We start from the raw sequence: 15,795 nt of genomic DNA on the forward strand, positions 1-15,795 counted from the left end.
CTGGCTGCGTCCGTTGCAACAGGCGCTCCAGCTGGAGGCTGATCGCGGTTTTGAAGATCTGCTGGGCCGCAAGGAGCGCTTCAGCAGCTTTCTTGAGCGGGCCCTGGGGACACCACCGGAGGACCTCGATGGGCAGCGGTTCTCAGGCCTCAGTGCGCTGGCTCATGACTTCTCCCGCTATGGGGAGATGAGCCAGTCCCGTCGTCAGAGCCTGGTTCGCCGCTGCCGGCAGTACCTCTTTGAACTGCAACGGGCGGTCCAGCCGGTGCAACCGGTTGCACCACCCAGGCTGCGCGTGGTGTCCACAGGCCCCTCGGTCCCCTCGGCCCCTGGGCAGGCCATCCGGCCGGAGACCCCTTTGAGTGAGGTCCGTGGTGTGGGCCCCAAAAGTGCAACGCGGCTGGCTGCCCTCGATCTTTGGGTCGCTCGGGACCTCGTTCGCTACTACCCGCGCGATTACCTCGATTACGCCAATTTGGTTCGAATTGCTGGCCTAGAGCCAGGCAAGACGGCCACCATCGTGGCCACGGTCCGCCGGAGCCACAGCTTTACCAGTCCCCGCAATCCGAACCTCTCGATTCTTGAACTGCATTTGGCCGATATCACCGGCCGGATCCGGGTCTCGAAGTTCTTCGCAGGAAAGCGCTTTAGTTCGCCCGCTTGGCTGAAGGCCCAGCAACGGAACTATCCAGTCGGGTCCTCCGTGGCGATTAGTGGCTTGGTGAAGGAAACCCCCTACGGTCCTGCCTTTCAAGACCCCTTAATGGAGGTCCTGGAGAGCCCCAATGCCACGGTGCGCAGTGAGCAGATTGGACGTCTGCTGCCTGTCTATGGGCTGACGGAGGGGTTGACGGCCGATCGTCTACGCAATCTGATCCGTCCTGTGGTGGCTGCGGCGTGCCACTGGGGTGATCCTCTACCGCAGAACGTTCAGGCCAGGGAGGGACTGGTTCCGCTGCCGGAGGCGTTGAACCAGATCCATGGGCCCACCAACCAAGAGAGCTTGAGTGCGGCACGCCACCGCCTGGTCTTTGACGAGTTCCTGCTTTTGCAGTTGGGCTTGTTGCAGCGTCGCCGCCAGCTGACCAGTCGCCCGGCTCCAGCGCTTGCGGTCGGGGGCGATGCGCTGCTTCAGGACTTTCTGCAGCTGCTTCCATTCCCCCTGACGGGAGCCCAGCAGCGTGTTTTGGCAGAAATCCGCGCTGATCTCTGCCGGGATCAACCGATGGCCCGGCTGGTGCAGGGGGATGTCGGCAGCGGTAAGACCGTTGTTGCCATCGCCGCACTCCTCACCGCCATTGATTCCGGTTGTCAGGGGGCCTTGATGGCACCGACCGAGGTCTTGGCGGAACAGCACTACCGGAAGCTCTGCGAGTGGCTTCCGCAATTGCATGTCACCTGCGCCCTGTTAACCGGTTCGACGCCCATGCGACGGCGGCGTGAACTCTTGGCCGATTTGGCCAATGGAACCCTGAAGATGCTGGTTGGAACCCATGCTCTTCTGGAGGATCCTGTCCAGTTCCAACGCCTGGGTCTCGTCGTTGTCGATGAGCAGCATCGCTTTGGCGTCCATCAGCGCAACCGCTTGCTGGATAAGGGTCTGCAGCCCCATCTGTTGACCATGACGGCTACGCCGATCCCTCGGACCCTCGCGCTATCGATTCACGGGGACCTGGAGGTCAGCCAGATTGATGAGCTGCCCCCTGGTCGGACGCCCATTCGAACCAGCCTTCTGGCCAGTGCCGATCGTGATGAGGCCTACAGCCTGATTCGCGAGCAGGTGGCCCTTGGCCAGCGTGCCTATGTCGTCCTGCCCCTGGTTGAGGAGTCAGAGAAGCTCGATCTGCGCTCCGCTGTTGATGTCCACCAGCAGCTCAGTGAGCAGGTGTTCCCCAATCTTCAGGTCGGTCTTCTGCATGGCCGTATGCCCAGTGCTGAAAAGCAGGCCGCGATCACAGCCTTTGCGAGTGGTGAGACCCAGGTCTTGGTCAGCACGACCGTGGTGGAGGTCGGTGTCGATGTGCCGGAGGCCAGCGTGATGGTGATTGACCATGCCGATCGCTTCGGGCTGGCCCAGCTACACCAGTTGCGGGGCCGCGTTGGCCGTGGGGCTGCTGCCTCCTACTGCCTGCTGGTCAATGACAGTCGTAATGCCCTTGCCCGTCAGCGTTTAGAGGTCTTGGTGCGCTCCAACGACGGATTTGAAATTGCTGAGATGGATCTGCGCCTGCGCGGCCCTGGACAGGTTCTAGGCACCCGCCAGAGCGGCCTTCCGGATCTCGCCCTGGCCAGCCTGACCGATGATGGCGAGGTTCTGGAGCAGGCCCGGCGGGTGGCCCAGGAGATCGTCGCAGCGGACCCTGACCTCCAGCAGCATCCAGGCCTTGCCAAGGTGCTGAGTGACCAACGTCACCGTGTTGCCCAAGCAGCCCGTCTGAACTGATGTCTCTGCGGCCCTGGAGTGAGATCGCCATCAGTGACTGCGGTGAGTTGCTGGAGCCGCTACCCGTGGCTCTGTTTCGGATGGAACCGCACCCCTATGCCGCCATCGGTGCTCCCTATGGCGAAGGCTCTTGCCCCTTTCGCCTGCGCCGTGGGGTCATCAAACGTCTACTGCAAGCCCAAAGCCACCTACTGGATCAGGGCACTGGCTACCGATTGGCGATCTTTGATGCTTGGCGCCCGATCGCCGTGCAGCGCTACATGGTCGATCACACCATCGGCGTGGAGTGCAACGCACGAGGATTGGATCCCCAGCAGGATTTGCCCGAAGTCCGTTCCGTGATTGAGGAAGTCGGACGCTTTTGGGCTCCCCCCAGCCTGGATCCCAGCTCGCCACCACCCCACAGCACAGGTGCGGCTGTCGACCTCACCCTGCTGGATCACAGCGGACAGCTTGTCGATATGGGCTCTGCGATCGATGCGATTGGAGCTGTTTCAGAACCGAATCACTACCTGGAGGTTGCCAATGGCACGGGCAATGGCGAAGAACGGGATCAAGCTCTCCAGTGGCACCACCGCCGCAGTCTGCTCGCTGAGGCGATGGTCGCCGCTGGCTTCGCGCAACACCCCAATGAGTGGTGGCATTTCAGCTACGGAGATCAGCTATGGGCCTGGCGCACCGGCCAACCCCAGGCCCTCTATGGCCGCTCGTCAGAGGGTTGAGTTGACCAGCTCTTTCACTGACTCGCTGCCCAGCTTGGCGACGTAGTCGCCGAAGCTGCGGCGACCACCGGCAGCCTTCCAGCCTTTGAGGAGTGGTTCGATTGTGGTCTCCAACTTCTCGAGGGGCATGCGCTCGAGGTAGGGCTGCGCAAGGCGACTCAAATTGGGGGTACCCCCCAGCCAGAGCTGGTACTGATTGACACCGTCACCCACCAGACCCAACTCCGCCATGTAGGGACGGGCACATCCGTTGGGGCAGCCGGTCATGCGAACAAGAATTGATTTCTCGATCTCCAGGCGACGCAATTGCGCATCGAGACGATCCAACACATTGGGAAGGATTCGCTCCGCTTCGGTTACCGCGAGCCCACAAAGCGGAAGAGCGGGACAGGCAATGGCATGGCGGGCCAGCAGATCTGGTGCTTCGGGGGTCTCAACGCCCAACGCCGCCAGAGCGTCTTTCACGGCGGACCGTTGGGAGGTGCCGATGTTGCAGAGCAGTAAGTCCTGGTTGGGGGTCAGCCGAATCTCCAGCTGATAGGTCTCAACCAGCTGGCGCAAGCCGCGCTTGAGATCACCGGAGAGGCGCCCACATAGCAGCGGAATACCGATGAACCATTTCCCGGCACTGATCCGGTGCCAGCCGAGATAGTCCTCCAGCTTGGCTTTGGGCTCGAGTCGCATCCTTTTGATCGGTTGCGAGAAGTACTTGCCTTGGAGCTCCTGCTTGAACCAGCGGATCCCCTGGTCATGAATCAGATATTTCAAACGTGCGTGGCGCCGGTTGTTGCGGTCGCCGTGGTCGCGTTGCAACGCGAGGATCGCCTGAACGAGATCAAAGATGTGTTCCGCTGCCACGTAGCCCAGCGGATCGGCAGTCCGGGCGAAGGTCTCTTCTTTGTTGTGGGTGCGGCCCATGCCTCCACCGACATACACGTTGCAGCCTCTGAGTTCGCCATTGGCATCGGCAAAGGCCACCAGCCCAATGTCTTGGGTCAGGAGATCAACGGAGTTGTCGCCGGGAACCGTGACGGCCACCTTGAACTTGCGAGGTAGGTAGGTCGTTCCGTAGAGAGGTTCGTTCGCGTCACCGCTGAACACCCCGCCATCCTGCTGACGTTCCCGGGCCTTTTTGACGGGGCGACTGGGCTTGATCCGGTAACTCAGATCACCGTCGACCCAGAGGTCGAGATAGCTGCCCTCCGCAGCTTGAGGGCTGAGGACGTCGGCAATGTCATTGGCCAACTGGCGGGCCGCTGGGTAGCCGCCCTTTTCAAAGGGGGCCGCTGGTGCCATGACGTTGCGGTTGATATCCCCGCAGGCCGCCAAGGTTGATCCCATGGAGCGCAGGATCGTCCCGATCACCTCTTTGAGGTTCTCTTTCCGGATGCCATGCATCTGAAAGGCCTGGCGGGTGGTGGCCCGCAGGGTTCCGTTCCCGAGGCGATCCGCTAGCTCATCCATGGCCAGATACAGGCCAGTCGAGATCCGTCCCGCAGGGCTGCGCAGCCGCAGCATCATCTGCCAATCCTTGTCTTGACCCTTTTGGCGGTTCTCGCGGTTGTCCTGTTGGTAGCTGCCGTGGAACTTCAGCAGTTGAACAGCCCCATCGCTGAAGTGGCTGAGGTCGTTTTGAAGCTCAGCGGCCAGTGGGTCCTTCAGGTACCCGCTGTCCGCCTTGAGCTGTTCAAACTTGGTGCGTTCAGCGCCTGTGGCGATCGATGGGGAAAACGTCCGATCCTCAGGGCTGCTCTGCTCCGAATCCCCTACGGACTGCCCTACGGCCACGCTCACGCACCACGTACAGATGTCCTTCGACCGTAGCGAAGCACCGATCAGGCTTGGGACTGGGGCCGTTTCAATAAGCTGATCGGCTGTCGAGGCCTCCTGCTCCGTGTCCACCTTTCTGCTTGAGATCGGGACCGAGGAGTTGCCCGCGGATTTCGCCCGTTTGGCGCTGCCGCAGCTGGAGCAGCAGGTCAAGCGTGATCTCGAGGCGGCTCGACTGACCTACAGCCAGGTGGAGACCACCAGCACCCCACGCCGTCTTGTGGTTCAGGTCTCCGAGTTGGCCGATGGAGCACCCGATCTGCGTGATGAGCGCAAGGGACCACCGGCTGCCCAGGCGTTCAAGGATGGTGTTCCGACACAAGCCGCCATTGGTTTCGCCAGGCGCTGCGGGGTCGAACCTTCTGTTCTGGAGGTGCGCGAGACCCCTAAGGGTCCCTTTGTCTTCGCTGAGGTTCTTGAAGAGGGTCGCCCTGCTCGGGAGCTACTGGCAGAGGCCATCCCCCAGTGGATCGCTGCGCTCCAGGGCCGTCGCTTCATGCGCTGGGGTGTGGGAGAAAGCCGCTTCTCCCGCCCCGTTCGCTGGCTCGTCGCCCTGTTGGGCTCGGAGTTAATTCCCGTCACCCTCACCGGTAGTGACCCGGTTGTGCACTCCGGCCAGATCAGCCGCGGTCATCGTCTTTTCAGCGACGCCGTCCCGATCCCCTCGGCTGAGGACTACGCCGCTGCCTTGGCCGCCGCTGGGGTCGTGGTCCATCGCCATGAACGAGCTGAGACGATTCGCAGATCCGTTGAGCAGAGCGCGGCGGCCCTGGACGCCGTCCCCGATCTCCCTGACGATCTGTTCGAAGAACTGACGGATCTGGTCGAGACCCCGCTGCTTATTGAGGGTGACGTCGCAGATCACTATCTAGGGCTGCCCGCTGAAGTGCTGAGCACCGTGATGCGTGCCCACCAGCGCTACGTGCCCTTGTACCGCAAGGAGGCTGATGCCGATCCCCTGGCGCTGGATGCCAGGAAGAGCCTTCTGTCCCGATTCCTCTGCATTGGTAATGGCCTGGCGGAGGCGACGGACACCGTTCGACGGGGCAATGAACGGGTCTTGAAGGCCCGTCTGGCCGATGCCGAGTTTTTTGTTGAAGCGGACCGTGCTGTCCCCAGCATCGATCGCCGCGATCAGCTCAAGCGTGTGACCTTTGCTGAGGGCTTGGGTTCCCTCTTGGACCGGGTCGAGCGGCTGGAGTGGCTCACGGATGTCCTGGCCGACCAGCTCGACCTTTCAAAGGAGTCGGTCGCCCATGCGCGCCGTGCTGCTCACCTCTGCAAACACGATCTGGTGAGCCAGATGGTCGGTGAGTTCCCTGAACTCCAGGGGGTGATGGGCGGCAAATACCTTTTGGCTGAGGGTGAGCCGCGGGAGGTCGCCCTTGCTGTTTTGGAGCACTACCAGCCCAAGGGCGCCGGCGATGCCTTGCCCAGCTCTGTTGCGGGGGCCGTCGTTGCTCTGGCGGAGCGCTTTGAGCTGCTCTTGAGCATCTATGCAAAGGGTGAGCGGCCCACTGGTTCCTCTGATCCCTACGCCCTCCGCCGCGCTGGCAATGGGATTCTCCAGATCCTTTGGGATCAGGGATGGAGCCTCAACCTCAAGAGCCTGCTCGAGCGGGCGACCGTGCATTGGGCCTCGCTTCTGCCCCACTTCAAGGTCGATGCCCCTGCGTTGGCTGAGGAACTGGGCGAACTGATGCGTCAACGCCTGCAAAGTCTGCTCGAGGAGGCCGGCACTGACGCCGATCTGGTTCAAGCCGTCGCAGGTGAGAGTGTCTCTCTCCAGCGGCTCTTGGCTGATCCGGCCGATGCCCGCCAGCGGGCTGCCTTGCTGCAATCCCTTCGTTCTGGTGGCGATCTCAGTGCGGTGCAGGCTGTCGTCACCCGCGCCGCGAAGTTGGCTGCCAAGGGTGACCTCTCACCAACTGTTCTCTCCGCCAACGCGGTTGTTGACGAAACGCTCTTTGAAAAAGGCAGTGAAGCGGGAATGCTCGTGGTGCTGAATGGGCTAGAGCCCATCGCCACGGGGTCTGATCCCGATCGTTACGGCCAACTGGCCCAAGGCTTGATCGCTGGTTCCTCCGCTCTGTCGAACTTCTTTGATGGTGAGGACAGCGTGATGGTGATGGCCGAGGACCCGGCCATCCGCACCAATCGCTTGAATCTGTTGGGAGTACTCAACAACCAGGCGTCGGTTCTGGCTGACTTCAGCCGGATCAGTGGCTAAGGCGAACGTCCTAGCCTGGGCGCAATCGTGCGGGCGTTCAGCTGACGACTTCCACAAGCTCTGCGGAGCTCCAAAAGCCATTAAGTCGCGGCGACTTTTCACTCGCTCCTTTCCGGCAATCCAGTAACGCCAAAGCGCTTTGGCAACTTGCCGTGACGTTGGTGCCCATTGCTCTGCTCTGGGCACTGATACCGATCTTCGCGGCTGAACCTGGCCTGCGCTGGCTGATGGCCCCTGTGCTGCTGGCACTGGTCTTGTTTTCGGCCCGCAGCTTCTCTTTGATGCACGATTGCGGGCACAACACGTTGTGGTCGACCACCTGGTGCAATCGACTGACCGGCTTTGTCCTGGGGTGTCTGAATGCCATTCCGCAATTTCCCTGGTCCCGTGGTCATGCCTTCCATCACAAACACAATGGGAATTGGGATGTCTATCGGGGGCCGTCTTCACTCCTGAGTGTCAATCAGTTCCTGAAGTTGTCGCCTGCTGCCCAGTGGCGCTACCGCGTCATCCGGCACCCCTTGATGCTTTTCCCTGGTGGCTTTTTCTATCTGGTGATCCGGCCAAGGCTCCAGCTCTTGCTTGGGGTGGCTGAGTTCATCGGAGCAGCCCTAAAGCACGCCGTTCAATTCCCGCGAACCAGTCCTCAGGGCTGGAGGCGTTTTGTTTTGTCCTTCAAGTCCAGCCATTGGTACACGACTGGTGAGTGGATGGACCTGCTTGCGAACAATGTGGTCGTGATCGCCAGTTGGTACTGGATGGCTTCTTGGCTGGGTCTTGGCTTGTTTTTGAGCTGCTATTCCTTCGTCATGGCATGCTCAGCGGCCATGTTTATCTGTGTCTTTTTTGTCCAGCACAACTTCAGTGGGTCCTACACCAGTGGAACGGAAGGCTGGAGCTATTTCAAAGGAGCCATTGAAGGCAGCAGCAACCTTGTGTTGCCAGGTTTCTTGAACTGGTTTACCGCTGATATCGCCTTTCATTCAGTCCATCATCTTTGTGAGCGTATTCCGAATTACAGGCTCAGGGAGTGCCATCTTTTGCATTCAGAACTGCTGAAGCGATGCACCTATCTGAGGCTCAGCGACATTCCTCGCTGCTTTGACCTCATCCTTTGGGACTCCAATGAGCTGGAACTGGTCAGCATTCATCAGGCCCAGATGAAAGCTTCGTAGTCGTTTTTTGCCATAGAAAAAGGGCAGTGGAGATCCACTGCCCTTTTATCAGCTGTTAAGTAGCTGGTTTACTTGTTGGTCAGGACAGGTTCACGTTCAGACTTCACTTTGGCCTTTTGGCTGCCAACGCGAATTCCTCCCTTGATGGTGCTAACGGCAAGCATCGCATTCACTTCACCGTCTTCACGTACGGCACTTGGAACGGGCTTGTATCCCTGGGGTGCCAGGGCGTTGCCACGCAGAACAGAGCCGAGGGTGAGCAAGGTGAGCTTGAGCTGCTGCCATGGATTCATCGCCACCACTCGCTTGTAGAGGTAGCTGTCGAAGGTCAGGCGCTGCACATCTTTGTCGTCGCACATCTCGACGAAGGCTTCACGGGCAGCATCGTTCCGGTAGAAGACGTTCTGGAGGATCTCCAGGACCTTGTAGGTTGCGCCGTATTGACGATCCCACTTCTTCAGGTACTTCTTGAGATCAGCTTCTGTGGGGACGCGCTTACCGCCCTGGCTGGCTTCAACGATTTGCTCGGCACACATCCGACCGCTCTTGGCGGCGAAGTAGATGCCCTCACCGGAGCTCTTGGTGACGTAGCCAGCGGCATCGCCCACGAGGGCCATCCGACCCACAACGCGGCGAGGCCGTGGGTGCTCAGGAATCGGGTGGGCTTCCACCTTGATCACCTCGCCATTCACCAGACGCTTTTTGGCGCGCTCGCGGATCCCTTCCTGAAGGCTCTTGATCAGGGACTGGTTTTCCTGCATGGTGCCTGTCCCAACCGCGACGTGGTCGTACTTAGGGAAGACCCAGGCATAGAAGTCGGGGGACACGTCCGTGCCTACATACATCTCAGCGAGACTTTCGTAGTACTTCATCTCCTCCGCAGGCAGCTTGATGCGCTCCTGGAAGGCGATGGCCACGTTGTAGTCGCCGGCATCCATGGCCTTGGCCACGCGGCTGTTGGCACCGTCGGCGCCGATGATCAGATCAACCTCAAGGGTCTTGGTGTCACCTGTTGCCTCGCCCTCGCTGTAGTCGGAGTAAGTGAGGTTGTAAGGGCCTTGGCGATTGGCTCCGGTGTCGATCTTGGTGACGAGACCATTCACCAGGTGGGCACCCAGTTCGGCGGCCCGGTCACGCATGAAGGCATCCATGACCTCCCGGCGGCACATGCCGATGTACTCGTTCTCGTTATCCAAGTTGATGTCCACCTCACGATTGGAGGGGGAGATCATCTTCATGTTGCGGACCTTGCGGTCGATGATCGACTCGGGCAGGTCGAACTCCTCAACCATGCACAGGGGAATAGCTCCGCCACAGGGCTTCGCGTTGTCGAGCTTGCGCTCGAAGATCCAGGTCTCAATCCCTGCTTTGGCCAGAATTTCTGCAGCACAGGAACCACTCGGGCCGCCGCCCACCACCGCGACTCGCAACATCTTGAAACCCGCTCCGCCAGAAGGATGTTGGGCTGAAGCTAACACCGCTGGATCAGCAACCGCTGGCATCTACAGCATCAGCTCGTAACATCACACAACCCCAGTTCCAACGGGAGTTTTTGCTTGCCTAGCCCCGGTCGACTGACCAGTCAGTACAGGGCAGGCTCAAGCAAGGGCGGCGCTGATCGGCCTGGCATGGATGACATACCCCTCGCCAAGCGCACTGTCTCCCCCAGCCTGCAGCGCAAACGCCGGACTCCCGTCGCTTTGGCGAGTGCAGGCGGAGCACTGGTGTTGGTGGGTTCAGTTTTGTATGCGCTGAGGGCTCCGATCCTGCAAAAGCTGGCCCCTGTTCCGGTGGCCGGACTAAGCGCACGGTTGAGCTCCGATGGGCGTCTGCTCGGCCACTTCCCCTATCCCGAGGCCGGCGATGCGGAGTTGATCAGCATTGGCCCGGGCGTCGCGCTGAATGCCCAGGCAGCCGAAGCGCTTCGTGAGATGCGCCGGGCTGCCGATGCCGAGGGTGTGGACCTCAGGGTTTTGAGTGCCTTCCGCTCGATTGCTTTGCAGAAGCAGATCTTTTTTGATGTCAAATCGGAGCGCAACCAAAGCGCCCGTGAACGAGCCCGAGTCAGCGCTCCGCCGGGTTTCTCGGAGCACAGCACTGGTTATGCGGTTGATTTTGGTGATGGCCGCAGGCCAGAGACCCATCTCGCACCGAGTTTTGACAGCACCGAATCTTTTGCCTGGCTCAAGCGCAATGCCAACCGCTTTCACTTCGTTCTCTCGTTTCCTGAGGACAACCGTCAGGGCGTGAGCTACGAGCCCTGGCACTGGCGCTTTGAAGGATCGGCTGATGCTTTGAAGACCTTTGATGCCGCTGGCAAGTTTTCGGATTAATCGATGAGGCCGATTCATGCATGAGGCCGCCATGCCGGAGTTGCTGGCACCGGCCGGCTGTTGGGAGTCCCTGAAGGCTGCCGCTGCCAACGGAGCTGACGCGGTCTACTTCGGAGTCGAGACCTTCAACGCGCGTCTAAGGGCCGAGAACTTCAAGGTTGCTGATCTCCCAGAGGTGATGGATTGGCTGCATCGCCGCGGCCTCAAAGGGTTTCTCACCTTCAACGTCCTGGTTTTTAGCGATGAGCTGACCCGTGCTGCAGAGCTGCTCTTGGCCGCTGAGTCCGCTGGGGTCGACGCCCTGATTGTTCAGGACATCGGGCTTGCTGTGCTGGCACAAGAACTCACCCCAGCACTGGCCATCCATGGTTCGACCCAGATGTCCATCACCAGCGCGGCGGGTGTGGCCATGGCCCAGGAGCTGGGTTGCCAGCGGGTGGTCCTGGCCAGGGAGTTGAGCCTCAAGGACCTTCGACGGATTCAGCAGCAGCTGGTGAAACGTCAGATGGAGATGCCCCTGGAGGTTTTTGTTCACGGCGCACTGTGCGTGGCCTACTCCGGCCAGTGCCTCACGAGTGAAGCCCTCGGTCAGCGCAGTGCCAATCGCGGCGAATGCGCCCAAGCATGCCGGTTGCCCTATGAGCTGATCGTCGATGGAGAGGAGCTGGACCTCGGCGAACAGCGTTATCTCCTTTCACCCCAAGATCTGGCTGCGTGGGAGCTCCTTCCCGATCTGGTCGATGCCGGCGTGGCCAGCCTGAAGATTGAAGGGAGGCTCAAAGATGCCACCTATGTGGCCGCTGTCACCGACGCCTATCGCCAGGGGCTCGATCAGCTTTCTGGCGAACGTGAAGCCGTGTCGCCGGCGGATCAGCTTGAGCTCAGACGCAACCTTGAGTTGAGTTTCTCTCGAGGCCTCAGCACCGGTTGGCTCGCCGGCATTGATCACCGCCTGTTGGTCCATGGGCGTTGGAGCAAAAAACGGGGCCCCTGGCTTGGGCGTTTGGAGCGTGTTGAAGGGGATTGGCTGCTGTTTCGGCGGAGGGTGGATTGCAAGGCCGGAGATGGGCTCGTGCTCGAGGTGCCCAATCCCGATCCCCTTCTGCCTCCCAAAGAAGTGGGGGGCCGTGTGATGGCGATTGAGTCCAGGCCCCGCGGAGGCTGTGCAGTTCGGCTGGGTCCGAAACGAGTGGATCTGAGGGACTTGCGTACTGGCAGCCCTTGTTGGTTGACCAGTGATCCACAGCGAGAAAGTCGCTTCCAACGCATGGCGGACCGCCCGCTTGAGGAGCAGCGGCAACCCCTGGTCCTGAAAGTCTCTGGCACCAGTGGAGAACCCCTCAGGCTTGAGGTCTCGACAGCCTCTGGTGTGGCAGTCGAGGGATGCATGGTTCTCAGCGAGCAGTCCCTGCAGCCCGCCCAAGGCCAGGCCTTGACCCGCCAGCGCTTGATGCAGCAACTCGGTCGCCTCGGCGGAACGCCATGGCGCTTGGAGCGCCTGGAGCTGGAGCTTCAAGACGCTCTGTTTTTGCCAGTTGCTCAGTTGAACCAACTGCGTCGGCAGCTGGTGGACCAGCTCGCTGAACGGCGGATCGAACCCACGACGACACCCATGGCTCTGCAGGAGCAGCGGCCTGTGGCGGCGGCTTTGGCGTCGCTGATGCCTTCTGTTGGTTTGGCGCAGACGCAGGCACCGCAGCTATCGGTCCTGGTTCGGGATTTGGAGCAACTGGATGTACTCAGGGACCTCCCCGTTGATCGGGTGATCGTTGATCTCGAACATCCAGCGCAACTGCGCGAGGCTGTGAAACGCGGTAAGGATTGCTGGCCTGGCGGGATCTGGCTAGCGGGTCAGCGGATCTGCAGGCCCGATGAGTCCTGGAGCTTGGAGCCCTTGATCAGGGCCGAGCCTGATGGCTTCTTGGTGCGCAATGCCGATCAGCTGGAGCGTCTGACGCCCCTTGCCCCTTGCCAAGGCGATTTCTCACTGAACGTCGCCAACCCGATCACAGCCCGTTGGTTGCTCGAGCGTTGGGGACTGGAGCGGCTGACCGCCAGCTATGACCTAGCCCTCGATCAACTCTTGGCCCTCGTGCGGGGATGTCCCCCCGATGCCCTGGAGCTGACCCTGCACCAGCACATGCCGCTCTTTCATATGGAGCACTGCCTGTTTTGCGCCTTTCTCTCTGACGGGCATGACCACACCGATTGCGGCCGTCCCTGTGAGCAGCATCAGGTCCTCCTGCGGGACCGCAGTGGCGCAGAACATCCCCTGCGCGCTGACCTGGGCTGCCGGAACACTCTGTTTAATGGCCGCGCGCAGACTGCTGCCGAGGCCATTCCCCAGTTCCTCGACGCTGGCGTGCGCCACTTCAGGCTCGAATTGCTGCAGGAGAGCCCGGCTGACACTCAGCGACGTGTCGCTCTCTACCGCCAGGCCCTCAACGGAGAGATCAGCGGCCGGATGGTTTGGCAGAGCGAACAGTTGGAAAGTCGACTGGGGGTCACCCGCGGAACCCTCACGGAGCGTCAGTGAGAGGGGAACTTCCGGGTGTGCTGCTGGGATAGATTGCGTTAACGCACCGAAGGGTTCTTTGGTTTTGGTGTGTGGTCGTTCGTCACGAACGTTCCAAACACATCAGCCACGCTGCAAGAGATACCGGCTCTGTTCGATCAGGTTCATCCCTGCGACCTTGCCCATGGGTTTCAGCCACCGTTCCCACGCCAACGCCTGCTCTTGAGTTGAGCGTTGCGGCCGCTAGCTCGAGCTGCGGCGTGCTCCAGCCAGACCATCCCTGACCTCCTCCCTCGAGCCCAACCCATGAGCGGCGAGCATCCCGGAACACCGATTCGCAATATCGCGATCATTGCCCACGTCGACCACGGCAAAACCACCCTGGTGGACGCCCTGCTCGCGCAATCGGGCATCTTCCGCGACAACGAGGCCGTCCCCACCTGCGTGTTGGACTCCAACGACCTGGAGCGTGAGCGTGGGATCACGATTCTCTCGAAGAACACCGCGGTGGACTACGAGGGGATCCGCATCAACATCGTGGACACCCCTGGCCACGCCGACTTCGGCGGTGAGGTGGAGCGAGTCCTCGGCATGGTCGACGGCTGCCTTCTGATCGTTGATGCCAACGAGGGGCCGATGCCCCAGACCCGGTTTGTGCTGAAAAAGGCCTTGGAGAAGGGCCTCAGGCCGATCGTGTTCGTCAACAAGATCGACCGCGCCCGCGTTGACCCCGAGCAGGCCGTCGACAAGGTTCTCGATCTGTTCCTGGAACTCGGCGCTGACGACGACCAGTGCGACTTCCCCTACCTGTTCGGTAGTGGCATGGGCGGCTACGCCAAGCCCGACATGAAGACCGAGAGCGAGAACATGCGTCCGCTCTTCGACGCGATTCTGCGCCATGTTCCGCCCCCGGTCGGTGATCCCGAGAAGCCCCTGCAGCTGCAGGTAACCACCCTCGACTACAGCGATTTCCTCGGCCGGATCATGATCGGCCGGATCCACAACGGCACCATCAAAGGCAACCAGCCCGTCGCCCTGTTGCGTGACGATGGCAGCGTCAAGCGCGGTCGCATCAGCAAGCTTTTGGGTTTCCAGGGCCTCCAGCGCGTCGAGGTCGAAGAAGCCCGCGCAGGTGACCTGGTCGCCGTCTGCGGTTTTGACGAGGTGAACATCGGCGAAACGATCGCCTGCCCCGATGAGCCCCAGGCTCTGCCCCTGATCAAGGTGGATGAGCCCACCTTGCAGATGACCTTTGTGGTCAACGACTCCCCCTTCGCCGGCAAGGAAGGCAAGTTCGTCACCAGCCGTCAGGTGCGCGATCGTCTGAACAAGGAGCTGCTGACCAACGTTGCACTGCGGGTTGAAGACACCGATTCCCCTGACCGCTGGGCCGTCAGTGGCCGCGGTGAGCTGCACCTGGGAATCCTGATTGAGACCATGCGCCGCGAGGGCTATGAGTTCCAGGTCTCTCAGCCTCAGGTGATCTTCCGCACCATTGATGGCACCCCATCGGAGCCATACGAAACCCTGGTGCTGGATGTGCCTGAGGAGTCCGTTGGTGCCTGCATCGAGAAGCTCGGCGTCCGCAAGGCCGAGATGCAGAACATGGAGAACACCAACGACGGCCGCACCCAGCTGGAGTTCGTGGTGCCCTCCCGTGGCCTGATTGGTTTCCGCGGTGAGTTCATCCGCGCCACCCGTGGTGAGGGGATCATGAGCCATTCCTTCCTGGACTACCGCGCGATGCAGGGTGACTTCGACACCCGTCGCAACGGTGTTCTGATCGCCTTCGAGGAAGGCACGGCCACCTTCTATGCCCTGAAGAACGCCGAGGACCGTGGTCAGTTCTTCATCAGCCCGGGAACCAAGGTCTACAAGGGGATGATTGTTGGCGAGAACAACCGCCCCCAGGATCTTGACCTGAACGTCTGCAAGACCAAGCAGCTCACCAACATGCGCTCGGCCGGTGCGGAGGAGCTCGACACCCTCCAGGCCCCGATGCAGATGACCCTGGAGCGTGCCCTGGAGTACATCGGCCCCGACGAGATGCTCGAGGTCACTCCGGAGTCCATTCGTTTGCGCAAGCTGCCGGCGAAAAAGCCTGCGAAGCGTTGACCCAGTACCTCGATCCAGAGGAAACCAGCCTGATGCGCGATCCCCGTTTTGGGGAAGCCGTCAGGCTTTTTAATGCCGGCGAGTGGTACGCCTGCCACGACGGTTTTGAAGAGCTCTGGCATGAAACCCAAGGGCCGTGTCGGCGGACCCTGCAGGGCATTCTTCAGATTGCGGTGGCGCATCACCACCTTGATCGCGGCAATCAGCGCGGTGCGATGGTTCTGTTGGGCGAGGGGCTTGGGCGCCTGCAGGGGGCAGGGGCGGTGCAGTTCAACCTGGCCTTGGATCCCCTGCGCCAGGCCGCCCGCGACCGACTCTTGGCCCTGCACGAGAACCGTTCTCTCGAGTCCCTCCCCATTCCCATGCTCGCCACCGTTCGTGCTGATTCCTGAGGTGCTCAGCGGAGCACGGCGATACGATGGGGCTTATCGC

Annotated in this window: 10 protein-coding genes; 8 read left to right on the forward strand and 2 right to left on the reverse strand. The window is 61.1% G+C overall.

The window, feature by feature from the left end:
- Window positions 1-4 precede the first annotated feature (4 nt).
- Window positions 5-2,443 carry an ATP-dependent DNA helicase RecG gene (gene recG, locus MY494_RS01310; RefSeq protein ID WP_247912090.1) on the forward strand — a complete coding sequence of 813 codons (2,439 nt, stop codon included), beginning with the start codon at window positions 5-7 and terminating at the stop codon, window positions 2,441-2,443.
- Window positions 2,443-3,165 (forward strand): M15 family metallopeptidase, encoded by a 723-nt coding sequence (locus tag MY494_RS01315; RefSeq protein WP_247910948.1) that lies wholly within the window; start codon window positions 2,443-2,445, stop codon window positions 3,163-3,165. Before recG ends, MY494_RS01315 begins: the two co-directional genes overlap by 1 nt.
- Here the strand turns inward: MY494_RS01315 and sir are convergent.
- Window positions 3,154-4,884: a sulfite reductase, ferredoxin dependent gene (gene sir / locus MY494_RS01320; protein WP_247912091.1), complete on the reverse strand. Its 1,731-nt coding sequence runs from the start codon at window positions 4,882-4,884 to the stop codon at window positions 3,154-3,156. The genes MY494_RS01315 and sir overlap by 12 nt on opposite strands.
- Window positions 4,885-5,059: 175 nt before the next feature.
- Here sir and glyS point away from each other — a divergent pair, with 175 nt between their 5' ends.
- Window positions 5,060-7,225, forward strand: coding sequence for a glycine--tRNA ligase subunit beta (gene glyS / locus MY494_RS01325; RefSeq protein ID WP_247910949.1), 2,166 nt, complete (start codon window positions 5,060-5,062; stop codon window positions 7,223-7,225).
- Between the two features lie 227 nt (window positions 7,226-7,452).
- Window positions 7,453-8,400 carry a fatty acid desaturase gene (locus MY494_RS01330; RefSeq protein WP_247912092.1) on the forward strand — a complete coding sequence of 316 codons (948 nt, stop codon included), beginning with the start codon at window positions 7,453-7,455 and terminating at the stop codon, window positions 8,398-8,400.
- Between the two features lie 68 nt (window positions 8,401-8,468).
- On the opposite strand, the gene chlP is transcribed toward MY494_RS01330, so the two are convergent.
- Complete coding sequence (gene chlP, locus MY494_RS01335; RefSeq protein WP_247910950.1) at window positions 8,469-9,833, reverse strand: geranylgeranyl reductase; 1,365 nt, start codon at window positions 9,831-9,833, stop codon at window positions 8,469-8,471.
- 195 nt (window positions 9,834-10,028) lie between these two features.
- On the opposite strand from chlP, the gene MY494_RS01340 reads away from it, so the two are divergent.
- The 4 genes from MY494_RS01340 (at window position 10,029) to MY494_RS01355 (ending at window position 15,755) form a co-directional block, all read left to right on the forward strand.
- Window positions 10,029-10,733 (forward strand): D-alanyl-D-alanine carboxypeptidase family protein, encoded by a 705-nt coding sequence (locus MY494_RS01340; RefSeq protein WP_247910951.1) that lies wholly within the window; start codon window positions 10,029-10,031, stop codon window positions 10,731-10,733.
- A gap of 16 nt (window positions 10,734-10,749) precedes the next feature.
- A complete protein-coding gene (locus MY494_RS01345) occupies window positions 10,750-13,269 on the forward strand; it encodes a U32 family peptidase (RefSeq protein WP_247910952.1) in 2,520 nt (839 codons plus the stop codon).
- Between the two features lie 285 nt (window positions 13,270-13,554).
- Window positions 13,555-15,363 (forward strand): translational GTPase TypA, encoded by a 1,809-nt coding sequence (gene typA, locus MY494_RS01350; RefSeq protein WP_247910953.1) that lies wholly within the window; start codon window positions 13,555-13,557, stop codon window positions 15,361-15,363.
- Window positions 15,360-15,755, forward strand: a complete 396-nt coding sequence (locus MY494_RS01355) for a DUF309 domain-containing protein (protein ID WP_371820640.1) — start codon at window positions 15,360-15,362, stop codon at window positions 15,753-15,755. Before typA ends, MY494_RS01355 begins: the two co-directional genes overlap by 4 nt.
- Window positions 15,756-15,795: the final 40 nt, after the last annotated feature.

Source organism: Synechococcus sp. A10-1-5-1 (assembly GCF_023115425.1).
Lineage (GTDB): Bacteria > Cyanobacteriota > Cyanobacteriia > PCC-6307 > Cyanobiaceae > Vulcanococcus.

Bases quoted from the DNA above. Each gene is read 5' to 3' on its own strand.
- chlP (WP_247910950.1), bottom strand. From the start codon at position 9,833: ATGTTGCGAGTCGCGGTGGTGGGCGGCGGCCCGAGTGGTTCCTGTGCT.
- MY494_RS01345 (WP_247910952.1), top strand. From the start codon at position 10,750: ATGCATGAGGCCGCCATGCCGGAGTTGCTGGCACCGGCCGGCTGTTGG.
- MY494_RS01330 (WP_247912092.1), top strand. From the start codon at position 7,453: ATGGCCCCTGTGCTGCTGGCACTGGTCTTGTTTTCGGCCCGCAGCTTC.
- typA (WP_247910953.1), top strand. From the start codon at position 13,555: ATGAGCGGCGAGCATCCCGGAACACCGATTCGCAATATCGCGATCATT.
- MY494_RS01315 (WP_247910948.1), top strand. From the start codon at position 2,443: ATGTCTCTGCGGCCCTGGAGTGAGATCGCCATCAGTGACTGCGGTGAG.
- MY494_RS01340 (WP_247910951.1), top strand. From the start codon at position 10,029: ATGGATGACATACCCCTCGCCAAGCGCACTGTCTCCCCCAGCCTGCAG.